The organism is Sphaerospermopsis sp. FACHB-1094 (genome assembly GCF_014696195.1).
Taxonomy (GTDB): Bacteria; Cyanobacteriota; Cyanobacteriia; order Cyanobacteriales; family Nostocaceae; genus Sphaerospermopsis; species Sphaerospermopsis kisseleviana.
Window position 1 is genome coordinate 1 of the sequence record NZ_JACJPT010000020.1, and the last position, 18585, is coordinate 18585.

General features: G+C 37.0%; 30 protein-coding genes. 8 read left to right on the forward strand and 22 right to left on the reverse strand.

Annotated elements, in window-relative coordinates:
- Positions 1–220: 220 nt before the first annotated feature.
- Entirely contained in the window at positions 221–1177 is a 957-nt protein-coding gene (locus tag H6F47_RS08715) for an NAD(P)-dependent oxidoreductase (RefSeq protein ID WP_190648630.1), read from the forward strand.
- A 468-nt stretch (positions 1178–1645) separates the two neighbouring features.
- Here the strand turns inward: H6F47_RS08715 and H6F47_RS08720 are convergent, their stop codons facing one another.
- From H6F47_RS08720 to H6F47_RS08755, 8 genes are all read right to left on the reverse strand, one after another.
- Positions 1646–2155: a DUF177 domain-containing protein gene (locus tag H6F47_RS08720; protein WP_137667974.1), complete on the reverse strand. Its 510-nt coding sequence runs from the start codon at positions 2153–2155 to the stop codon at positions 1646–1648.
- 250 nt (positions 2156–2405) lie between these two features.
- On the reverse strand, positions 2406–2939 hold the full coding sequence (locus H6F47_RS08725; RefSeq protein ID WP_190348358.1) for a R3H domain-containing nucleic acid-binding protein: 534 nt from the start codon (positions 2937–2939) through the stop codon (positions 2406–2408).
- A gap of 2 nt (positions 2940–2941) precedes the next feature.
- Positions 2942–4093: a membrane protein insertase YidC gene (gene yidC, locus H6F47_RS08730; protein ID WP_096569200.1), complete on the reverse strand. Its 1152-nt coding sequence runs from the start codon at positions 4091–4093 to the stop codon at positions 2942–2944.
- Between the two features lie 82 nt (positions 4094–4175).
- On the reverse strand, positions 4176–4322 hold the full coding sequence (locus H6F47_RS08735; RefSeq protein ID WP_190348357.1) for a hypothetical protein: 147 nt from the start codon (positions 4320–4322) through the stop codon (positions 4176–4178).
- On the reverse strand, positions 4309–4698 hold the full coding sequence (locus H6F47_RS08740; protein ID WP_190348356.1) for a PH domain-containing protein: 390 nt from the start codon (positions 4696–4698) through the stop codon (positions 4309–4311). The genes H6F47_RS08735 and H6F47_RS08740 overlap by 14 nt, the downstream gene beginning before the upstream one ends.
- Positions 4685–5107: a ribonuclease P protein component gene (gene rnpA / locus H6F47_RS08745; protein ID WP_137667972.1), complete on the reverse strand. Its 423-nt coding sequence runs from the start codon at positions 5105–5107 to the stop codon at positions 4685–4687. Before rnpA ends, H6F47_RS08740 begins: the two co-directional genes overlap by 14 nt.
- A 22-nt stretch (positions 5108–5129) precedes the next feature.
- Positions 5130–5264, reverse strand: coding sequence for a 50S ribosomal protein L34 (gene rpmH, locus H6F47_RS08750; protein ID WP_096569209.1), 135 nt, complete (start codon positions 5262–5264; stop codon positions 5130–5132).
- A 206-nt stretch (positions 5265–5470) separates the two neighbouring features.
- A complete protein-coding gene (locus H6F47_RS08755) occupies positions 5471–5977 on the reverse strand; it encodes a DUF2808 domain-containing protein (RefSeq protein WP_190648633.1) in 507 nt (168 codons plus the stop codon).
- A 681-nt stretch (positions 5978–6658) separates the two neighbouring features.
- Here H6F47_RS08755 and H6F47_RS08760 point away from each other — a divergent pair.
- From H6F47_RS08760 to H6F47_RS08780, 5 genes are all read left to right on the forward strand, one after another.
- Complete coding sequence (locus tag H6F47_RS08760; protein WP_190648635.1) at positions 6659–7813, forward strand: Re/Si-specific NAD(P)(+) transhydrogenase subunit alpha; 1155 nt, start codon at positions 6659–6661, stop codon at positions 7811–7813.
- A 163-nt stretch (positions 7814–7976) separates the two neighbouring features.
- Positions 7977–8270, forward strand: coding sequence for an NAD(P) transhydrogenase subunit alpha (locus H6F47_RS08765; RefSeq protein ID WP_096569218.1), 294 nt, complete (start codon positions 7977–7979; stop codon positions 8268–8270).
- Complete coding sequence (locus H6F47_RS08770) at positions 8267–9670, forward strand: NAD(P)(+) transhydrogenase (Re/Si-specific) subunit beta (protein WP_190648638.1); 1404 nt, start codon at positions 8267–8269, stop codon at positions 9668–9670. The genes H6F47_RS08765 and H6F47_RS08770 overlap by 4 nt, the downstream gene beginning before the upstream one ends.
- Before the next feature lie 181 nt (positions 9671–9851).
- Positions 9852–10100, forward strand: a complete 249-nt coding sequence (locus H6F47_RS08775; RefSeq protein ID WP_137667968.1) for a helix-turn-helix domain-containing protein — start codon at positions 9852–9854, stop codon at positions 10098–10100.
- Complete coding sequence (locus tag H6F47_RS08780) at positions 10081–11394, forward strand: site-specific DNA-methyltransferase (protein ID WP_187040000.1); 1314 nt, start codon at positions 10081–10083, stop codon at positions 11392–11394. The genes H6F47_RS08775 and H6F47_RS08780 overlap by 20 nt, the downstream gene beginning before the upstream one ends.
- Here H6F47_RS08780 and H6F47_RS08785 read toward each other — a convergent pair.
- The 6 genes from H6F47_RS08785 to H6F47_RS08810 form a co-directional block, all read right to left on the reverse strand.
- Complete coding sequence (locus H6F47_RS08785) at positions 11369–12061, reverse strand: hypothetical protein (RefSeq protein ID WP_242027363.1); 693 nt, start codon at positions 12059–12061, stop codon at positions 11369–11371. The genes H6F47_RS08780 and H6F47_RS08785 overlap by 26 nt on opposite strands.
- Before the next feature lie 444 nt (positions 12062–12505).
- On the reverse strand, positions 12506–12712 hold the full coding sequence (locus H6F47_RS08790; RefSeq protein ID WP_206755141.1) for a hypothetical protein: 207 nt from the start codon (positions 12710–12712) through the stop codon (positions 12506–12508).
- Positions 12702–13142 carry a PIN domain-containing protein gene (locus H6F47_RS08795; protein ID WP_190348353.1) on the reverse strand — a complete coding sequence of 147 codons (441 nt, stop codon included), beginning with the start codon at positions 13140–13142 and terminating at the stop codon, positions 12702–12704. Before H6F47_RS08795 ends, H6F47_RS08790 begins: the two co-directional genes overlap by 11 nt.
- Positions 13139–13429: a hypothetical protein gene (locus H6F47_RS08800; RefSeq protein WP_190648646.1), complete on the reverse strand. Its 291-nt coding sequence runs from the start codon at positions 13427–13429 to the stop codon at positions 13139–13141. Before H6F47_RS08800 ends, H6F47_RS08795 begins: the two co-directional genes overlap by 4 nt.
- Before the next feature lie 372 nt (positions 13430–13801).
- A complete protein-coding gene (locus tag H6F47_RS08805; RefSeq protein WP_137667964.1) occupies positions 13802–14146 on the reverse strand; it encodes a type II toxin-antitoxin system PemK/MazF family toxin in 345 nt (114 codons plus the stop codon).
- 17 nt (positions 14147–14163) lie between these two features.
- The gene (locus H6F47_RS08810) at positions 14164–14406 is read right to left on the reverse strand and encodes a hypothetical protein (protein ID WP_137667963.1); all 243 of its coding nucleotides are present in this window, start codon (positions 14404–14406) and stop codon (positions 14164–14166) included.
- A 279-nt stretch (positions 14407–14685) separates the two neighbouring features.
- On the opposite strand from H6F47_RS08810, the gene H6F47_RS08815 reads away from it, so the two are divergent.
- Complete coding sequence (locus H6F47_RS08815) at positions 14686–14907, forward strand: antitoxin family protein (RefSeq protein WP_096668005.1); 222 nt, start codon at positions 14686–14688, stop codon at positions 14905–14907.
- Positions 14908–14910: 3 nt separating this feature from the next.
- Positions 14911–15219: a DNA-binding protein gene (locus H6F47_RS08820; protein ID WP_199291105.1), complete on the forward strand. Its 309-nt coding sequence runs from the start codon at positions 14911–14913 to the stop codon at positions 15217–15219.
- A gap of 160 nt (positions 15220–15379) precedes the next feature.
- Here the strand turns inward: H6F47_RS08820 and H6F47_RS08825 are convergent, their stop codons facing one another.
- From H6F47_RS08825 to urtE, 8 genes are all read right to left on the reverse strand, one after another.
- Positions 15380–15721 (reverse strand): XisI protein, encoded by a 342-nt coding sequence (locus H6F47_RS08825; RefSeq protein WP_137667962.1) that lies wholly within the window; start codon positions 15719–15721, stop codon positions 15380–15382.
- Entirely contained in the window at positions 15709–15903 is a 195-nt protein-coding gene (locus H6F47_RS08830; protein WP_190648697.1) for an element excision factor XisH family protein, read from the reverse strand. Before H6F47_RS08830 ends, H6F47_RS08825 begins: the two co-directional genes overlap by 13 nt.
- A 55-nt stretch (positions 15904–15958) precedes the next feature.
- The gene (locus H6F47_RS08835; protein WP_190648649.1) at positions 15959–16297 is read right to left on the reverse strand and encodes a hypothetical protein; all 339 of its coding nucleotides are present in this window, start codon (positions 16295–16297) and stop codon (positions 15959–15961) included.
- Positions 16298–16385: 88 nt separating this feature from the next.
- Entirely contained in the window at positions 16386–16616 is a 231-nt protein-coding gene (locus H6F47_RS08840; protein ID WP_137667957.1) for a DUF433 domain-containing protein, read from the reverse strand.
- A gap of 92 nt (positions 16617–16708) precedes the next feature.
- On the reverse strand, positions 16709–16861 hold the full coding sequence (locus H6F47_RS08845) for a type II toxin-antitoxin system HicA family toxin (RefSeq protein WP_241993511.1): 153 nt from the start codon (positions 16859–16861) through the stop codon (positions 16709–16711).
- Positions 16862–16914: 53 nt separating this feature from the next.
- Entirely contained in the window at positions 16915–17115 is a 201-nt protein-coding gene (locus H6F47_RS08850) for a type II toxin-antitoxin system HicB family antitoxin (protein ID WP_096569238.1), read from the reverse strand.
- Positions 17116–17297: 182 nt separating this feature from the next.
- The gene (locus tag H6F47_RS08855; protein WP_137667956.1) at positions 17298–17753 is read right to left on the reverse strand and encodes a DUF29 domain-containing protein; all 456 of its coding nucleotides are present in this window, start codon (positions 17751–17753) and stop codon (positions 17298–17300) included.
- Positions 17754–17865: 112 nt separating this feature from the next.
- The gene (urtE, locus tag H6F47_RS08860) at positions 17866–18564 is read right to left on the reverse strand and encodes an urea ABC transporter ATP-binding subunit UrtE (protein WP_096569244.1); all 699 of its coding nucleotides are present in this window, start codon (positions 18562–18564) and stop codon (positions 17866–17868) included.
- Positions 18565–18585 lie beyond the last annotated feature (21 nt).

Consider the following 18585-nt stretch of genomic DNA (forward strand, 5'->3'; position numbering starts at 1 on the left):
GAAAATTATCAGGATTAAGAAAAAGACAGTCAGGATTAAGACATTGACGCATAGACTCAAAACCAACACACTGTTATAATTTTACCCTAATTAATCAAAACCTAGGCAAAATCTCTCAAAACCTCAGATCCCCGACTTCTTAAAGAAGTCGGGGATCTATCTGCTCAAATCATGCTATAATCATACACCGTTATCAAAAATCCCCAAAAACCCAACATCAATGACTAAACAACGTATTTTAATCACAGGTGCAAGCGGCTGTATCGGTCATTATATCAGCGAAACATTAATAAAAAACACAGAACACGAATTATATTTATTAGTCAGAAACCCCAACAAACTACAAATTAACGCTCAAGTACGTCCAGGAATCACCATTTTACAAGGTGATATGCAGGAAATTAGTAATTTTTCCAACTTATTAAAAACCATAGACACCGCAGTTTTAACCGCCACTTCTTGGGGTGGAGATAACATTTTTGATATTAATGTCAACAAAACCATAGAATTAATGAACCTGTTAAACCCAGAAAGATGTCAACAGGTAATTTATTTTTCAACTGCTAGTGTTTTAAATCATGAAAATCAACCTTTAAAAGAAGCAGGAGAAATCGGCACAGATTATATTAGTTCTAAATATGATTGTTTACATAAAATTGAACATTTAGAAATTTTCCCAAAAATTACTACCGTGTTTCCTACATTGGTTTTAGGGGGAGATGATCAAAAACCCTATTCTCATTTAACTTCAGGTATTCCTGAAGTTACTAAATATATTAATATCATTCGCTTTTTACAAGCTGATGGTAGTTTTCACTTTATTCATGGTCAAGATATTGCCACAGTTATACAATATTTAATTGATTATCCACCACAAGCAGGAGATCCGAGAAGATTTGTTTTAGGGCAATCTGGGTTAACAGTAAATCAAGCAATTGAAGAAGTTTGTGAGTATCTGAATAAAAAGATTTATTTCCGCATTCCGTTATCTTTGGGTTTAGCGAATGTGATTATTAAAATATTTAGGATTCAAATGGCTGCATGGGATAGATTTTGTATGAATTATCGGCATTTTACCTATTCTCATGCTATCAATCCCGCGAGTTTTGATTTGCCTAATTATTGTGCAACTATGAGGGATGTGTTAAAAATTAGTGGCGTTAAAAGTGGGAAATAAATATGTGAGAAGTTATGAGGATGAAATAGGGCGATCGCCTGGTAATTTGCAGCAGTTTTCATGTCTTTAGACCACAGTAAGGGCGAAGCATTCAGATGATAGTCTTAGGTAAAAACCGATAATTAATTGTCCGAATGCTGATGCTTCCAGCACGCTTCGCGAACGCCCCTACATTGTTGACGCGAAACCTAAATCAAAATGTGGTTTATTTACCTGAAAATAGCTGTAAAAGGCAAGGCAAAAGTATATAGGGTTTGCTGAATAAACCTAAAACCTTGATATATCAAAGGTTAGAGGCTGATAAACACAGAAATTAGTGCAAGGGTTTTGAAGGGTATACCGGAAAAAGTGTGCATTTTTTGGGATTTCAAGAGATGGCAAAGAAATTTTCAAATCTCCTCCTGACTCCTGACTCCTGACTCCTATGCCCTCACGGAAAGACTTTCTCAGCAACCCCTATATAGACCATTATTCAGGAAGTTGTTTTTTCAAACTTTCCAAAGCAGACCAACGTCTATCAACCTGCTTTTCAGCACCACCAGCAGCAGTATTATCTAAAATACCCGGACAATTGCGATCGCACAATTGACGTTGAGGAATAGCTAAACACATTTGCTCATACAGCCATTCACTAGGATAAAAATAACCATCAGGTGAAAGCGTTTCTACTAAATCTTCCATAGCAACTTCCCTTTCTAAAGGCAAGTCTTCAACTTGATTAGCATTAGCATCTAACCAAATAATTTCTTTAGTATTAACAGCCAAACGTTGATTATATTGCTGCAAACAGCGGTTACAGGTACAAGTAATAATTGATTCTGCCTGACCAGAAACTTCTAAATAATTACCCTGATGCTGGACGCGGATAGTTCCACGCACAGGGGTTAAAGTTTCCAGTCCAGGCAGAGACTCGTTAACTTGAATTTCCTCTGTCCGTTCCGGGGCTTTGGTTAGCTGCGGAATAAAAATAGCGTCCATTATGATGAGTGAGATATCCTCACAAAAAATTATGGTTAATGATCAGCAAAATTGCTGATAGCTGATATAGGAATTCAGGAGTCAGGAGGAGGCAGTGCGGTGGACGGGTTCCCCGGCATAAAGCAACTGCCGTTCAGGAGTAAGAATGTTTGATAAATTGGTAGATTATCAAAATAGGGAGTTTAGGCGCAAGCTTTAAAAAGCTGACTGCTGACTGCTGATAGCTGAATACTTATCTTTGATTTTAGCTTTAATAGCCAGGATCTGTTGGTGGTTCAGTCGCAGGACGAACTACTAAATTACGATGGGGTTCTTTACCACGGCTAAAGGTTTCCAAATCAGGAAATTCCTTTAAAAAGCTGTGAACTTGTCGCCTTTCCGCTGAACTGAGGGATCTAATTTCCACTTCTCGTCCAGAAAAACGCACTTCTTGAGCCGCAGTTCTAGCTAAAGCAGTTATTTCCGCTTGTCGTCTGACACGGTAGCCATTCAACTCAATGGTATAAGATGTCTGCTCATGTTCTGGCTGATGCAAATTTAGTACCGAATTAGCTAGATACTGCATAGCATCTAACACTGAACCACCAGCACCAATCAAAACTTTGATTTGTTCTGGCATCAAATTCGATTCATCAATAGTCAACCAATAGCTATCAGGTTCTTGAGAAACTGCCCCCAGAGTAGGAGCAGCCCCTAAATTACCCTTAACATTAGTAGAGATTCCAGTAAGTTGCAGCAATTGTGTTAACCATTGTTCACCACGCTGCATAGAAATTTCACTCATAATTAGCCTGTAGCCTTTTTCTTAGAACTTTTTGGTTCAAAGGGCAAAGCTTTAACCTCTACAGTTGCCGCTTGTTGTTCCTTTTCCTGGATAGCTACAATTTTTTGCAGTTCCTCTGGTAGAGGTTCGCGGGAAAGAATGTAGGTTTGCAGGGTTTGGAAAACGTTACCAATTACCATGTACATTAATACACCAGCAGGTAGCGGGAAGAACAAAAACATTCCCGAAAAGATCACAGGTGTAATTTTATTAACTGTATCCTGTTGTGGATTACCACCACTGGAATTTTGCCCAGACAGCATTTGGCTAAAATACAAGCTGATGCCAAAGAAGACTATCATGCCGACAATATCCCAGTGAACTACACCATCTGGATCTATTGCCCCTACCCTACCTAAAGCATCAATAAACAGAAATCCTTTATCTGCTGCCAGTCCGGGAATTGTGCCTTGTATTGTCACATCTCCAGGTTGTAAGGCTTCTATGTTGCCTTCGGCATCAATTTTAACTCTATCTTCTCCTTTGGTTATTTTCCATTCAGGAGTTAATTTAGTTTCTGGATGTTCTGCTAACAGAGCCTCAAAGGGTTTGCCCTCCAATGTTTGATATTGGATCTTTGTGTTTTCTCCCACCGCTAACTTATTACCACCGGGAAGAATAGCGGTAATTTTTGTGTGATCCCCATCAGCAATGTAGATGTTTTGGGGAGGAGTTGCAAAGGCTTGGGGTTGAATGCGTTCTATTTGTTCGGATGGAAAGATTTGCAAGTTAACGGAGTAGTTCACACCTGCAAATGGTGAACCCCGCAAAGTTGCAAACAGTGCTAGTAAAACTGGCATCTGTAACAGCAGGGGCAAACATCCAGCTAAGGGGTTGCCAAACTCTTTCTGAACATTCACCATTTCCTCTTGCTGCTTTTGCGGATCGTCTTTATAGCGTTCTTTAACTTCCGCCATCCGCTTTTGCATGAGAGGTTGCACTATTCGCATTCGGCGCATACTGCGAATAGAACCTGCACTCAGGGGATAGAGTGCAAACCGAATGATTAATGTTAAAGCAACGATCGCCAATCCATAGCTAGGAAAAAAACCATAGAAAAAGTCTATGATTGGCAGCATTACGTTGTTCGAGAGAAACCCGATACCAAAATCCATTATTCTAAATCCAACCCAAGGTACTGTAAACTGAACTGAATCTAATTTATCTAAATCGTGATTTATTAGCGACTATCATTGGCTACGGATAGCCGCACAATGGGGACTGGGGACTGGGGATTGGTGACTGGGGACTGGGGACTGGGAAGAAATATTTACCTTCTTTATCCTGACTCCTGACTCCTGACTCCTGCCTCCTGCCTCCTGCCTCCTGCCTACTTTTGAGCATCAGTATATTGGGGATTTTTAGCGGCGACTTTCTCACTTATATAATCATAAGTTTCCCGAAAATTGGGAATAGCCCGTATTTCTAACCGACTACCGTTTTTCAGGGTAAGTACCATATCTCCCCATAAACCTATGGCACGGGGAACTTTTACCACTTTGACTATTTCTGAATAAATTACGTCAGTGCGATCGCGTCCCATCCAACCACCCATCACAGCAACTCGCCGATCAGTGATTTTAAAACGTAACCATAACGCTCTAACTATCGCTCCAATAGTTAATGGTAAACCCACAACCGTTAGCCCAATCAATAAATTGAGAATCAAATCTCCAATATGGGGACCACCTTCATAATAAACTTCTTCACGAATACCCATTTATTACCTCTGCTTTTACCAACAACTGCTCTAATTCTTGCAGAAATTGTTGGCTTACGCACTCAGATTCTGCTGTCTTTGGCTTGACAATCACTACCAATCGCCATCCAGGTGATAACTTAGGCAATATTTGAGACAATGCGGCTGTAATTTGCCGTTTAATCCGATTGCGAACTACTGCTCTTTTACTGACTTTGGTGCTAATGGAAACGCCAATTTTTGTACTAGCTAAATCTTGACATTTAGTTAATTTTATGGTAGCAGCGTCATTATCACTAGAAGTTTCTTGTGGACGTGACGGTTTTAAAGCTCTCAAAGTGAAATGAGAGCTATGACACCGAATTCCTTCCCGGAAAACCGCCTGGAAATCCTTGCGGGATTTTAATCTATATGCTTTGGGCAAAGCCACAGCTTCTCTATTTGCTGGATGCCTAAACGCTTAAACGATGACGACCTTTTTTTCTTCTGGCTCTAATTACTCTTCTGCCAGTTGGGCTTTGCATTCTAGCACGAAAACCAGAGGTTCTCTTTCTCTTCCGACAAGTTCCACCCAATGTTCTTTGCATTTCTTTGTCCTCTTAGGCGATTTTCATAAAAAGTCACAATCTGTTATCTTACCACTTTACAGGCAATAAGAGTATATTTCTGGATACAGTTTCTAGTGATTGGTGACTGGTGATTGGGGACTGGTGATTGGGAAAATACAAATAATTTGCTACCTGTTACCTGTTACCTGTTACCTGTTACCTGTTACCTGTTACCTGTTCCCTTGTTAATTGATGCTGATGAGCCAAGTACCTAAGTAGCGCAACATTGGTACATCTCCAGGGGAGAGGACTTGACAGTTAAAATGGAACATTCCCCCAAAGGCAGGATTTTGCACGTTGGATAGCACTAACTCAACTTTACTACCTGCTGGTACTGGTTCTTCGGGAAATATCTCTATTATCCGTCCTTCTTTATTCCATTTAACTTCACTTAAAGGAACACCTTTTTCTTTGACTCTGACTTCAACTGCTTTTGGATCAAAACTGCCTTTGTAATAATCAGGGTAAGTAATGGCAAATTGGGCAACTGCCAATTTCATTTTTGTGGCGGGTAGTCTGAGTATATATCTATCCGTGGCGTTGGTTTGTCCACCAAAATCTAAACGGAAGGGTAGTTGATTTTCTCCCTTAACACCGCTAAATAGTGTAAAACCTTGTTGTGCCAAACTGACAGCCGGAAAAGTCGTTAATAAACAACCAGTTACAGCTAAAGCAGAAAGTAAACGTCGCATAGTTAGGCTTCCTCTAAATAAATATTATTTCTGAGTTCTCTGTAATCTTCAGTAACAGTCTTGTTAGTATTCTTAACTAAACTTTACTACTTTATACTTAATCATAGACGAAAAATGAAAATAAAAGTGCCAAAAGTACATTTTTACTCTGAAGATGTGACAATCAGGCAAAAATAAGGCTTAATCCTATGGTGTGGGATGTGGGGTGTAAAGTTTTTCTTTGTTTGTGTTGCAGATTGTATAGAGATGTTGAGTAAAATAACATTTTTTTGATAAAAGTTGAAAAAAGTTTTTGCCGATCGCTCCTTAAATTACAATCAATCAATTGTTGAGACTCAACCTTTGTATATTCTGAATCCTGACAAAATCGTGCAGTTAAGTAGAAAATATCAAACTTACCCAATTTAAGTATGGCAGAAAGTAGAAATTAAATTGCACAATCCCGAAAATAATCTGAAGACATAGATATAACATCAAAAAATGCACATAAGATGTGCAGTAACCACAACAGTTGAGAACCATCTAGATCATATTTGCCAATAGCAAAAATGCTTTACACAAGGGTTCAAGACAAAGTTCATGGTTCATGTTGCATTAGTTGTATCAGTTTATTAAAGACGTACATCAATAAATAGCTAAAAATAGCTAACAAATATTAAGTATTTATCTCTAGGAGATTGCATGAAAATAGCAGTAGCTAAAGAAATAGAAGTTTGTGAACGTCGGGTATCATTAATTCCTGACATTGTAGCCAAATTAATCAAACAAGGATTAGAAATTTATGTAGAAACTGGTGCGGGAGAAAAAGCATTTTTTACTGACGCTGACTATGAAGCAGCAGGAGCGAAAATAATTAGTGATCCTGCTACATTATGGGGTGAAGCAGACATAATGTTAAAAGTCAGTCCACCCCAAGAAAGAGAAGATGGACGTTCTGAAATAGACTTACTCAAAACTGGATCTGTTTTAATCAGCTTTCTCAACCCATTAGGAAATCCCCAAATAGCGCAAAAATTAGCACAACGGCAAATTACAGCTTTAAGTATGGAATTAATCCCCCGTACTACCAGAGCGCAAAGCATGGATGCTTTATCTTCCCAAGCATCACTAGCAGGGTATAAAACCGTACTTTTGGCAGCAGCAGCATTACCAAAATATTTTCCGATGTTAACCACTGCTGCGGGTACGATCGCACCTGCTAAAGTATTTATTATGGGTGCAGGTGTAGCAGGTTTACAGGCGATCGCCACTGCAAGAAGACTAGGAGCAGTAGTAGAAGCCTTTGATATTCGTCCAGCCGTCAAAGAAGAAGTACAAAGCTTAGGGGCGAAATTCGTCGAAGTTAAACTCGAAGAAGAAACTACAGCAGCAGGTGGTTACGCAAAGGAAATATCGGAAGACAGCAAAAAACGCACCCAAGAATTAGTTGCTGAACACGTCAAAAATTCCGATGTAGTCATTACCACCGCCCAAGTACCAGGCAGAAAAGCACCCATCCTAGTTACAGAAGAGATGGTAAAAGCCATGAAACCCGGTTCTGTAATAGTAGACTTAGCAGCAGAACAGGGTGGAAACTGTGCTTGTACCGCACCGGGTAAGGATATTGTTTGGAACGGTGTAACAATTATTGGACCAATTAATTTACCTTCATCCATGCCTGTACACGCTAGTCAATTGTACTCTAAAAATATTACTGCATTAATGCAGTTATTGATTAAAGATAAAATGTTACAGGTTAATTTTGCCGATGATATTGTTGATGCTGCTTGTGTTACTTATGGTGGTGAAATTAGAAATCAACGGGTGAAGGATGCTTTGCAAGCTGTTGTGGTTTAGTTTTGAGGATTTTTTAGGAACGAACCGCAAAGAACGCAAAGTACACGTTCACCGAAGGTGTTCCCGAAGGGTAGGAAAGAGTGTTAGAGAGAGATTTTCCGTTTGTTCTCTAAATTCCCTCTGCGCCTCTGCGTGAGCTAACAATTTAACATCTTAAATTAACATGAATGAAACTTTACTAGCGGCTTTATTTGTGCTTGTTTTGGCTTCTTTTATCGGCTTTGAAGTCATTAACAAAGTTCCCCCGACTCTTCACACTCCTTTGATGTCGGGTTCTAATGCTATCTCTGGCATTTCGGTAATAGGTGCAATTCTCGCTGCGGGGGAAAGAAACACCAATTTATCAGTAATTCTCGGTTTAATTGCGGTGATATTGGCAATGGTTAACGTTGTCGGTGGTTTTTTGGTTACAGACAGAATGCTGCAAATGTTTAAAAAGAAGGATGTTAAAGCATGAATACTTTTATCCCTACTGGGATTCAGCTAACTTATTTAGTAGCTGCATCTTTATTTATCTTTGGTTTAAAAAAGCTCGGTTCTCCTGCAACTGCACGTAATGGTAATGTGATTGCTGCGGTGGGAATGTTATTAGCTGTGGTTGCCACTTTATTAGATCAGCACGTATTAAATTACGAGATGATCTTAGTGGGTTTAGTCATTGGTTCTATTATTGGGGCTGTGGCAGCTTACAAAGTGCAAATGACGGAAATGCCCCAAATGGTAGGTTTACTTAACGGTTTGGGTGGTGCATCTTCCGCACTTATCGCTGTGGCAGAGTTCTGGCGGTTATTAGATAGTTCTCAACCTATCACACTCGCTGTCAACATCTCTATGTTATTGGATGTGTTGATCGGTGGTGTGACGTTAACCGGTAGTTTTCTTGCTTTTGCTAAGTTGCAAGGTTTGGTTAGTGGTACTCCTATTACCTTTCCTTTGCAACAACCTGTTAACCTCTTGCTTTTAGGTACATATCTGGCTGGAAGTGCTTATTTAATCATGTCACCGGATAGTTTACCCGTGTTTTTAGCAGTGGTGGCGGTTTCCTTGGTGTTGGGGGTAATGTTTGTATTACCCATTGGTGGCGGTGATATGCCCGTTGTAATTTCGCTGTTAAACTCTTTATCAGGTGTTGCTGCTGCGGCTGCGGGTTTTGTGGTGATGAACAATATGTTAATCATCGCCGGTGCTTTGGTGGGTGCTTCGGGTATCATCCTTACCGAAATCATGTGTAAGGCCATGAACCGGTCGTTATTCAGTGTGTTATTTAGTGCTTTTGGTTCTGTAACTACTGCCAGTGGTGGAGGTGTTGCGGGTACAAGTAATCAAACTGTTCGCAGTATAGATCCTGAAGAAGGGGCGATGATGTTAGGTTATGCCCGTTCTGTGGTGATTGTACCAGGTTATGGGATGGCAGTTGCTCAAGCACAGCATAGCGTCCGGGAGTTGGCAGATCAACTAGAACGCATGGGTGTGGATGTGAAATATGCGATACATCCCGTTGCGGGGAGAATGCCGGGACACATGAACGTATTATTGGCGGAAGCTAATGTACCCTATACGCAGTTATATGATATGGAAGACATTAATCCTCAGTTTGAACAAGCTGATGTAGCGTTAGTGATTGGTGCTAATGATGTGGTAAATCCTGCGGCGCGTAGTGATGCGAATAGTCCGATCTATGGAATGCCGATTTTAGAAGTTGATCGGGCAAAGCAAACTATTGTGATTAAGCGCGGTATGAGTGCGGGTTTTGCTGGTGTGGATAATGAGTTGTTTTATAAGGATAAGACGACTATGTTGTTTGGTAGTGCTAAGGATATGGTGGCTAAGTTGGTTAGTGAGGTGAAGCAACTTTAAGAGAAACGAACCACGAAGACACGAAGAACACGAAGAGAAGAATTTAAAAAACTTGCTTGCCTTGGAGGTTTGATGCTTCTGGGGCAAGTTTTTTTATAGTTTCTTCCGCGCCAATAAGATCACACTTGCAAAAATACTAATATTAGTGGTACAATTGCGACTATAGCGAAATTAGCGACAAATGCGACAAGATAATAATAATCATGAAAATGACAATTCATTTTTAACAACTCTCGAAGTAGCGGAACTTCTTCGCGTTCACCAAAGAACTGTACAAAGATGGATAAAAACAAATCAACTGAAAGCTGTAAAAGTCGGGTTAAAAATTTGGCGTATTAGGCAACAAGATTTAAATAAGTTTCTAGCAGAAAAAGAAGTTAAAAATCCATTAGAGGAAGATATTAATCACAATGGCAACAGGGATACCTAGTAGAAATGGGCGTAATCATAAACAAAATACAACATCTTTCCGAATTGAATATGAAGGAAAAATGCCTATAGAAGATATATTAAAAATTCAGCCGGCTAACTTAAATCATATAATTAGCGTTGAGGGATATCCTAGAAATCAACTAATATATGGCGATAATTTAAACGTTCTTCGCACATTATTAAATAATGATAATGTTGCCGGAAAAGTTAACTTAGTATATATTGATCCACCTTATGCAACAGGTAGCAGTTTTGAGTCTCGTAATAGCAATCATGCTTATCATGATCTCATCGAAGGTGCAGAATATTTAGAATATTTGCGTCAACGTCTTATTTTAATTAGAGAAATTCTCTCAGAAGAAGGTTCTATTTATGTTCATTTAGATGAAAAAATGGCTTGTACTGTCAAAATTATCATGGATGAAATTTTTGGAGTTAAAAATTTTCGGAATTGGATTACTAGAAAAAAATGCAATCCTAAAAACTATACACGCAAACAATATGGTAATGTTGCCGATTTTATTCTTTTTTATACAAAAACAGATAATTATGTATGGAATCAACCTTTTGACGCTTGGACAGAAGACTCGATTAAAAAAGAATATCAATATGTGGAAGAAGGAACAGGAAGACTATATAAAAAAGTTCCTATTCATGCTCCAGGAGTAAGAAAAGGAGCAACAGGTCAACCTTGGAGGGGTATGTCACCACCACCGGGTAAACATTGGCAATATACACCAGAAACATTAGATGAAATGGACGCAAGGGGAGAAATATATTGGTCTGCAAATGGTAATCCTAGAAGAAAAGTATATTTAGATAATAGTCAGGGTATTTCCATTCAAGATATTTGGCTTGATTTTAAAGACGCTCACAATCAAAATATTAAAATTACTGGTTATCCAACGGAGAAAAATCCAGAGATGATGAAACGGATAATTATGGCTTCATCAAATCCGGGAGATATTGTTTTAGATGCTTTTGCAGGAAGTGGAACTACTCTAGCTGTATCTGAAGAATTAGGTAGAAAATGGATAGGCATTGATAATTCTCCATTATCTATTGATACTATAATTAAACGTTTAGTTAATGGTAGTGAAGCAATGGGTGATTTTGTTAATGGCAAAAATGGTAATTGTAAATATAAACAAATAAACTTAATTGACGTTAATAGAATTTTAAAAACAGGTTTGGACTTGTATATTGAAGAATCAGCAAGTTTAGAGTTAATTTCTGGTCAAATCATCAAAAATTGGAATAGTAAACTTAACTATCTAACCAGCTTTGTGTAAATCTCTCGTCTAACATTTTCAAAGTACAAACCATTACTCTACTTTGTCCATATTGTTCTAAATTAGCGTAATCATTCCACATAGAACCTAGAAGTAATCCAGGACCATCATTCAGCATCAATACTTTTAATGGCAAATTGTATGTTTTAGCATAACCCAAAATTTCTGTGATTTTATCTCGATTTCCTCCTATTCTATCATCTTCTTGAGAACCTCCTCTGTCGGAGTCATAACGAGCAAATCCAACTACTAATGGAGTCCCATCTAAGCGAGAGATTAACATATCCGCAGGAATTTGAGATGGAAAGTTATTCAAAGCCTTATGTAACATGACATCTTTCCCCCCACGAATCGGTCCTTTAATAGAATAATCTTTGCTAAATTTTTCGTTAAACCATAAGAAAAAACTTTCTGTTAAATCATACCCTTTTTTTCCTTTTGTCTTGTATTCAAGAAGAAGTGCCATGAGAGTTTCATCAGGTATGGGACGACTGTGCAACTTTTGTTTAACTTCCTCTATCGGACGAAATTTATCACTAAAGTTTCTGATAGTATTAGGTATATCGCCTTTCTTTTTAGTCATTTCTACAGATGTATCTGGAGAGACGTATCTACGAAAAACTCTAAGTAATTGATTTCGTAAAGGATTACGTTCTTTAGAGATCATCTCCAGTAATTCTGTAGACGTTTGTGCTTTATCAACAAGTTCTATAAAGCATACTTGTACTTTTTCATAAAGTATTTTAGCCTCATCTAAGTAATCTGGATAGAACGGTGAATCAAATATAGTAATCCACTTAGATGCTGTTGTTTTGTAACTGGCAAACGTAGTCAAAATTATTTCCTTATTCTCATAAACAGTACAGGTTATTACTATAAGCAATAGTGGTATTTTTGTCCAGGTATTTGTTAAAAAAGCAGTAGTTACTCACCTATAAGTATGCTATATCTGAAACTTCCAAATATCGCTCTCTCTTCTCCTCTTCCTTCGTGTTCTTCGCTTCTTCGTGGTTCGTTAAAAAAGGATGTTGGCGAAAATGATCTATCCTCTGCGTTCTCTGCGTCTCTGCGGTTCGTTTAAAAAGAGATGTTGGGAAGTTGAAGGAGTGCGTTAGCGAAGCTTACCGAAGGTATCGCTTTTGGTGAGGTTGAGAGGTGCGATCGCTGTTTGGGAAGTTGGAGGAAGTGCGTTAGCGAAGCTTACCGAAGGTATCGCTGTTTGGAAGTTGAAGGGATGCGTTAGCGTTAGCTTACCGAAGGTATCGCTGTTTGGGAGTTGAGGGGGTGCGATCGCACTTTCAATATAATTAAACAACACTACGCGGATCAACAACTACAATATCTGCAAACCGCTTAAAATCATCAACATTAAATGTTAATAAATGTGTGATATTATGAGCTAAAATAGCTGCTACTAAACGAGCATCATGTACCTGTTTTCCCATCACTTGATATTTAATCACAAGAGATTCCCACTCAGTAAAAATTTGTGGTGTGTCCAATTCCAATATAAATATCTTTTTAAGTTTTTCGCTTTCTTCTTCAGCTTGAGTAATAGATAAACCTAACCCATTTTTATCCAGAGGTCTTGTAGCAACAGCCCAAAATTCAATTATATTTTGGGGAATAATACATAAAAAATTACCTTGCTTTTTGAGCGTTACAATTGCCCTTTGAGTATCAAGGTGCATAGGACTATTTTTTTGTACTAAACGCAGTAAAATATTAGTATCTACCAGATATTTCATAACATTTCATCTTCTCTGGTATAAATACTATCTCGACTAATAGCTGCATCTGAAAGTGGTGGTGCTACAGCAAAAGCAGGACTATTGATTAAATTCATTAGTGCTGTTTCCCAATCTTCCTCATTTGTTACTTGAGAAAAAGATTTTTCCTCTTTATTTTTCAAACTATCTTCAATTAAAGATTCAAGATAAGATTCAATTGATAAACCTTGTTTATTAGCTTGGGTAATCAGACGATCTTCTATTTCTGGTTTCAATTGTAGCTGTATAGTTTTATATTGTTTCATATTCTTAGATTCTAGTTAATTAATATCAAGTAAAACTTATGATTAACTTGATCTATTAAAAGTATATCAGATTTAAACACCGAAGGTATCGCTTTTGGGGAAGTTGAAGGGGGTGCGTTAGCGTTCGCGTAGCGTCTCGTAGAGATAGCTTACCGAAGGTATCGCTTTTTGGGAAGTTGGAGGGAGTGCGTTAGCGTTCGCGTAGCGTCTCGTAGAGATAGCTTACCGAAGGTATCGCTGTTTGGGAAGTTGAGGGGAGGCGATCACTTTTTGGGAAGTTGAAGGGGTGCGTTAGCGTTCGCGTAGCGTCTCGTAGAGATAGCTTACCGAAGGTATCGCTTTTGGTGAGGTTGAAGAGGTGCGATCGCAATTTTACAGAGAAAGACTTAATACCACAGCTAATGCTTCAGAAATCATCTGCATTTCCGATTGAGAAAGCTGGCCTAATTTTCTTATTAATCGTGTTTCCGAAACCGAACGAATTTGAAAAGTATCAACACCAGAAACTTTTGCCAAACTATTCTCAGTTGATGGTTCTAATTTTACCATCCAAGGTCTAATAGAATACCGTTCTTTCCAATCTGTAACTGGAACAATAACCTTCAAAGGTAAAATCCCAATTGCATCATCATTAACTATAATACAAGGACGTTTTTTACTAATTTCTGTTCCTACAGTGGGATCTAAATTAACTAACCAAACTTCACCTCTATACATAATTTTAATAACTTATTTTAATCTTCATCTGGATATTCATAAAAATCTTCTCCATCTAAATCAGAGAAAACAACTAATTCACCATCATTTGCATAATCTTCAATAGCTGTAATTGCTGCTAACACTAATTGACGTTTTTGTTGTTCCTTTGTTAAAAATTCTTGTTGTTGATTAACTAAATGTAAAGCAAATTCAGCAATTTGTAACCTTTCATTGATACTGAGATTTGGTAAAGATTGAAGAATTGCTTGCGTTTCCATATTAATTTATCTAACTTTGTTTTTAACTAATATTTTGTTTATTATATCATAAGTTGAGTAATAGAAGTAGTGGCTTAAAAAATAGATGTTTGGGGGAGTTGAAGGAGTGCGTTAGCGTTCGCGTAGCGTCTCGTAGAGATAGCTTACCGAAGGTATCGCTTTTGGGTGGTTTGAGGGGATGCGATAGCGAAGCACCAAGCAAAAGCATCGCTGTTTGAGGATGATGGGATTTAGGAGATAGTGCTATAATTTAAATAATCAAATTCCAAGATAAATTATATGCCAGTAGAAGCCATTTATGAACAAGGAACATTAAGACTATCACAACCGATAAAACTAGCAGAAGGAAGTAAAGTACAAGTAATTATCATTCCTCTAGAATCTAATTATCAACAGAAAAAAACATTAGAAATTTTGCAAGAGATTGCTGAACTTCCTTTAGAGGGGAAAACAGATCCTTTTGATGGTAAAGATCACGATCAAGTTTTATATTGTCAATAGTTTATGATTTTTGTAGATATGGGTGCTTGGTTTGCTAGTGTTGTTCCTTCAGATTCCAACCATAAAAACGCTATTTTATGGTTAACTAATAATACAGATTCTTTAGTAACAACTGATTATGTAATTGATGAAACATTAACTTTATTAAGAGCAAGAGGAGAAGCAAAAAGAGCAATTATTTTAGGTGAAGCTTTCTTCTCAGGTAAATTAGCAACTATATATTATTTAACAGAAGAAGATATTCGCCTAACTTGGCAGCTTTTTTGTAGTTATCATGGAAAAGTTAGATATTATCCAAGCATTTTCATTTGATTATCATTTTCGTCAATTTGGTATTTTTCAAGTCGTTCCGTAATGTATCGCTGTTTGGAAAGTTGAAGGGGGTGCGTTAGCGAAGCTTACCGAAGGTATCGCTTTTGGTGAGGTTGAGAGGTGCGATCGCATAGGTTATTGTAGGCGATCGCTATAATATTTAAGCAATAGCAAATTCAGTATATTTCCTTTCATCAGGAGGATGAAAAGCTAAAACAATATCAAGATTAGAAATACCTAACCTCATCAACTCATTAGCTATTCCTTCCTCAGTCCAATCTTCTTCAATCCAAATTTTATCATTTTTAATTCTGACATTAACTTGAATTTTATTTGTTCTTTTCTTCCCATCCCAACCCAAAAAACACCAAATGTAGTGATAGTTATTATCATCAAAAACCAAACAACTTTCATCAGTTAAATTTGTTGCACCAGAAACCCAATTATGATATTCTGTGAGAACTTGTTTAATTGCTATTTGATATTTTTCTACTTTATCCATTGTAATATTTCCTCCTTTTCTACATTCACGACAATGATCAAAATTTGATTTAATTGGACAATCTCTTTAATTGAATCTCTTGTAAAAAAGTTTTGATATGTACTTTCTTTAATAGCCAAATAAATTGTATAGTCTGGTTCTGTGAGAGTAATTAAATTACGATATAAAATATATTTTAGGATTAGTAATTAATCCCACAGGTGCAGAATCTAAAACAATAACCTTACTCATTTTATTTTAAATTGAAATACTATTCATAGATTCAATAATTTCTAAATTTTCTTGTTGTTCTTGTTGATCATCTGATTCATTCCATGACTCAAACAATCTTTTAATATTATTTTTTCTATCTTCTTTTTTAATTGCATCACTTTCATTAATTTCATTAATTTCATTAATAGCATTTTCCCAGTTCTTTAAAGATGTCTGTTTCATCGTCACACTTTGACGAAATAACCGGACAATTTGTAGTAATTCTGGTATGTATTCTTCTGGAGTATGTTCAATTTCTAGTAATAAATCATTGCGGGGTTTCGTTGATGATTTATCTGTAATGGATTGGTGATTGTTAATCATAAAATCCTAGATTTTATTATTTTGGTATATTATCAGTATATCAAGAACTTAGTAAAATTCATTTTAATTCTTAATAAAAATATGATTACTACGCAGTTCTAATAGAATAAACTTTTTCTTGAGTTAACCAAGCTGCATAAAGTAAAGATTGACGAATATCTTCAGCTTCTAAATCAGGATATTCTTCTAAAATTTCCTCTATCGGTTTACCATTAGCTACTAAATTTACCACTAAAGAAACAGGTATTCTCATTCCTCGAATACAAGCTTGTCCTGCCATAATTTGTCTATCAAATGTAATTCTGTCTAAATTTAACATAAAAATATTTGTTCTTCACTATCTTTGATAGTAGCATAAATTTATCTATAAAAAAGAATGTTTGGGAACTTGAGGAGGTGCGATCAACAAAATTAATCTAAATCTTCCTCAGTCAAACCAGCATCTTTCAAAATACTTCTGAGTGTACCAGTAGGTAAATCACGATTACCATGAACAGGGATAGAAAGAATCACACTCATACCTTCCTTAACATAGATATGATGACTACCTGTAATCCTTTTCAAACTCCATCCATAGCGTTAAACAATCTTACACAGAGATTTACCAGAAACGGATTTCATAAAGATAACTCAATTAACTGTTTTTCTGGTTCAACTTCTTCTTGCTGACTAGCAACTTCTAACCAACCTTGAACAGCATCTTTTAACATTTCTAATAAATGTTCATAACTTTCACCCCAGGTATGACATCCTGGTAAAGCTGGTACAGAACCACACCATACACCATCTTCTTCCCAAATAATTGCTTTTATTTTCATGGCCAATTTGTTGGAATAAATATAAATATCATATCAGAAATTATAAAAAATTTCTCAGTAAATCCAAGTAAATCCAACTTAGCGATCACGCAAGTGCTGACTGGTCGGTTCGCTGTTTTGGAGGTTGAGGAAGTGCGATCGCATAGCTTACCGTAGGTATCGTTTAACAACAGAAATTATGATTAAACTGGAAAAAAATCAGCATCTAAAATTTCATCAGAGGAAAAAGGATTATCTTCAGGAAAAATAGATAAAGGAAGTCCAGTTTCAATCGCTGCTTCTTTACGAGCGTGGTGATAACAATTATCCAAAACTTCTAAATAATAGCCTTTTAAACTAGGACTATCTAAAAACGCATCTTGTAATCTTTGACGATGTTCATATATTGTATACAACCAACTATTTGACCTGTTTTGAGGTTGAAAATTGTATTTAAGCAAGTGCATAATTAAAACTCGTAAATTACTTTTTAAAGCATTTTTTTCACTTCTTCCCATACTTTCAACTTCTTCAATTAAATTTTCTAATTCTAATTCTGAAAACTGCTTATTCTTTAATAAAGAAGCGGTTTTTTCAATCCATAAATTATAATCTTCTGCATAAAAATTATTAGTTAATATCATAGATGGATGTGTCATAGTTTTCTCCTTAATTCCTGTAGTTTTTGTCGATTACAAAACGAAGTGCGGAATGTGGGTTAGTAGTGAGGATTTGACTTTACGGTAAAATACTTAATCAAAATTAAACAAATTAAACAGCTAAAAACTTTTGAATCACATCCTGACTCAGTTCTGTGGTGAAACCAGAGGCGACAATACCACCTTTTTGCATGGCGTAATAGTAATCAGCCTGACGGACAAAGTGTAAGTGTTGTTCTACTAATAACACAGAAATCCCTTTGGTTTCTACGATGCGACGTACTGCGGCTTCAATTTCCAGGATGATTGAGGGTTGTATTCCTTCGGTGGGTTCATCTAAGACGAGTAACTGTGGTTCTCCCATCAAAGCACGGGCGATCGCTAACTGTTGTTGTTGTCCACCGCTCAAGTCACCACCCATCCGGGATAACATAGTTTTCAACACCGGAAATAAGCTAAAAACTTCTTCAGAAATTTCTGCTTTTCTTGATTGTTTCTGTCTAGCTTCTAACCCTAGAAGTAAATTTTCTCTGACTGTTAACCGGGGGATGATCTCTCGTCCTTGAGGAACATAACCAATTCCCATTTTTGCCCTTTGGTCTGGAGATTTGGAGTTAATTAATTCTCCATTTAAGTTAATTGTACCACTGCGGGGTGAGAGTAACCCCATAATTGTTTTAAGTAGAGTGGTTTTACCTACACCATTACGTCCAATTAAACAGATCATTTGCCCTGGTGGTACGCTTAAATCTACGTTGCGTAAAATATGGCTTTCACCGTAGTAAACGTTAAGTTGAGAAATTTTTAGCATCAGTTTTTTGATTCTCAATAG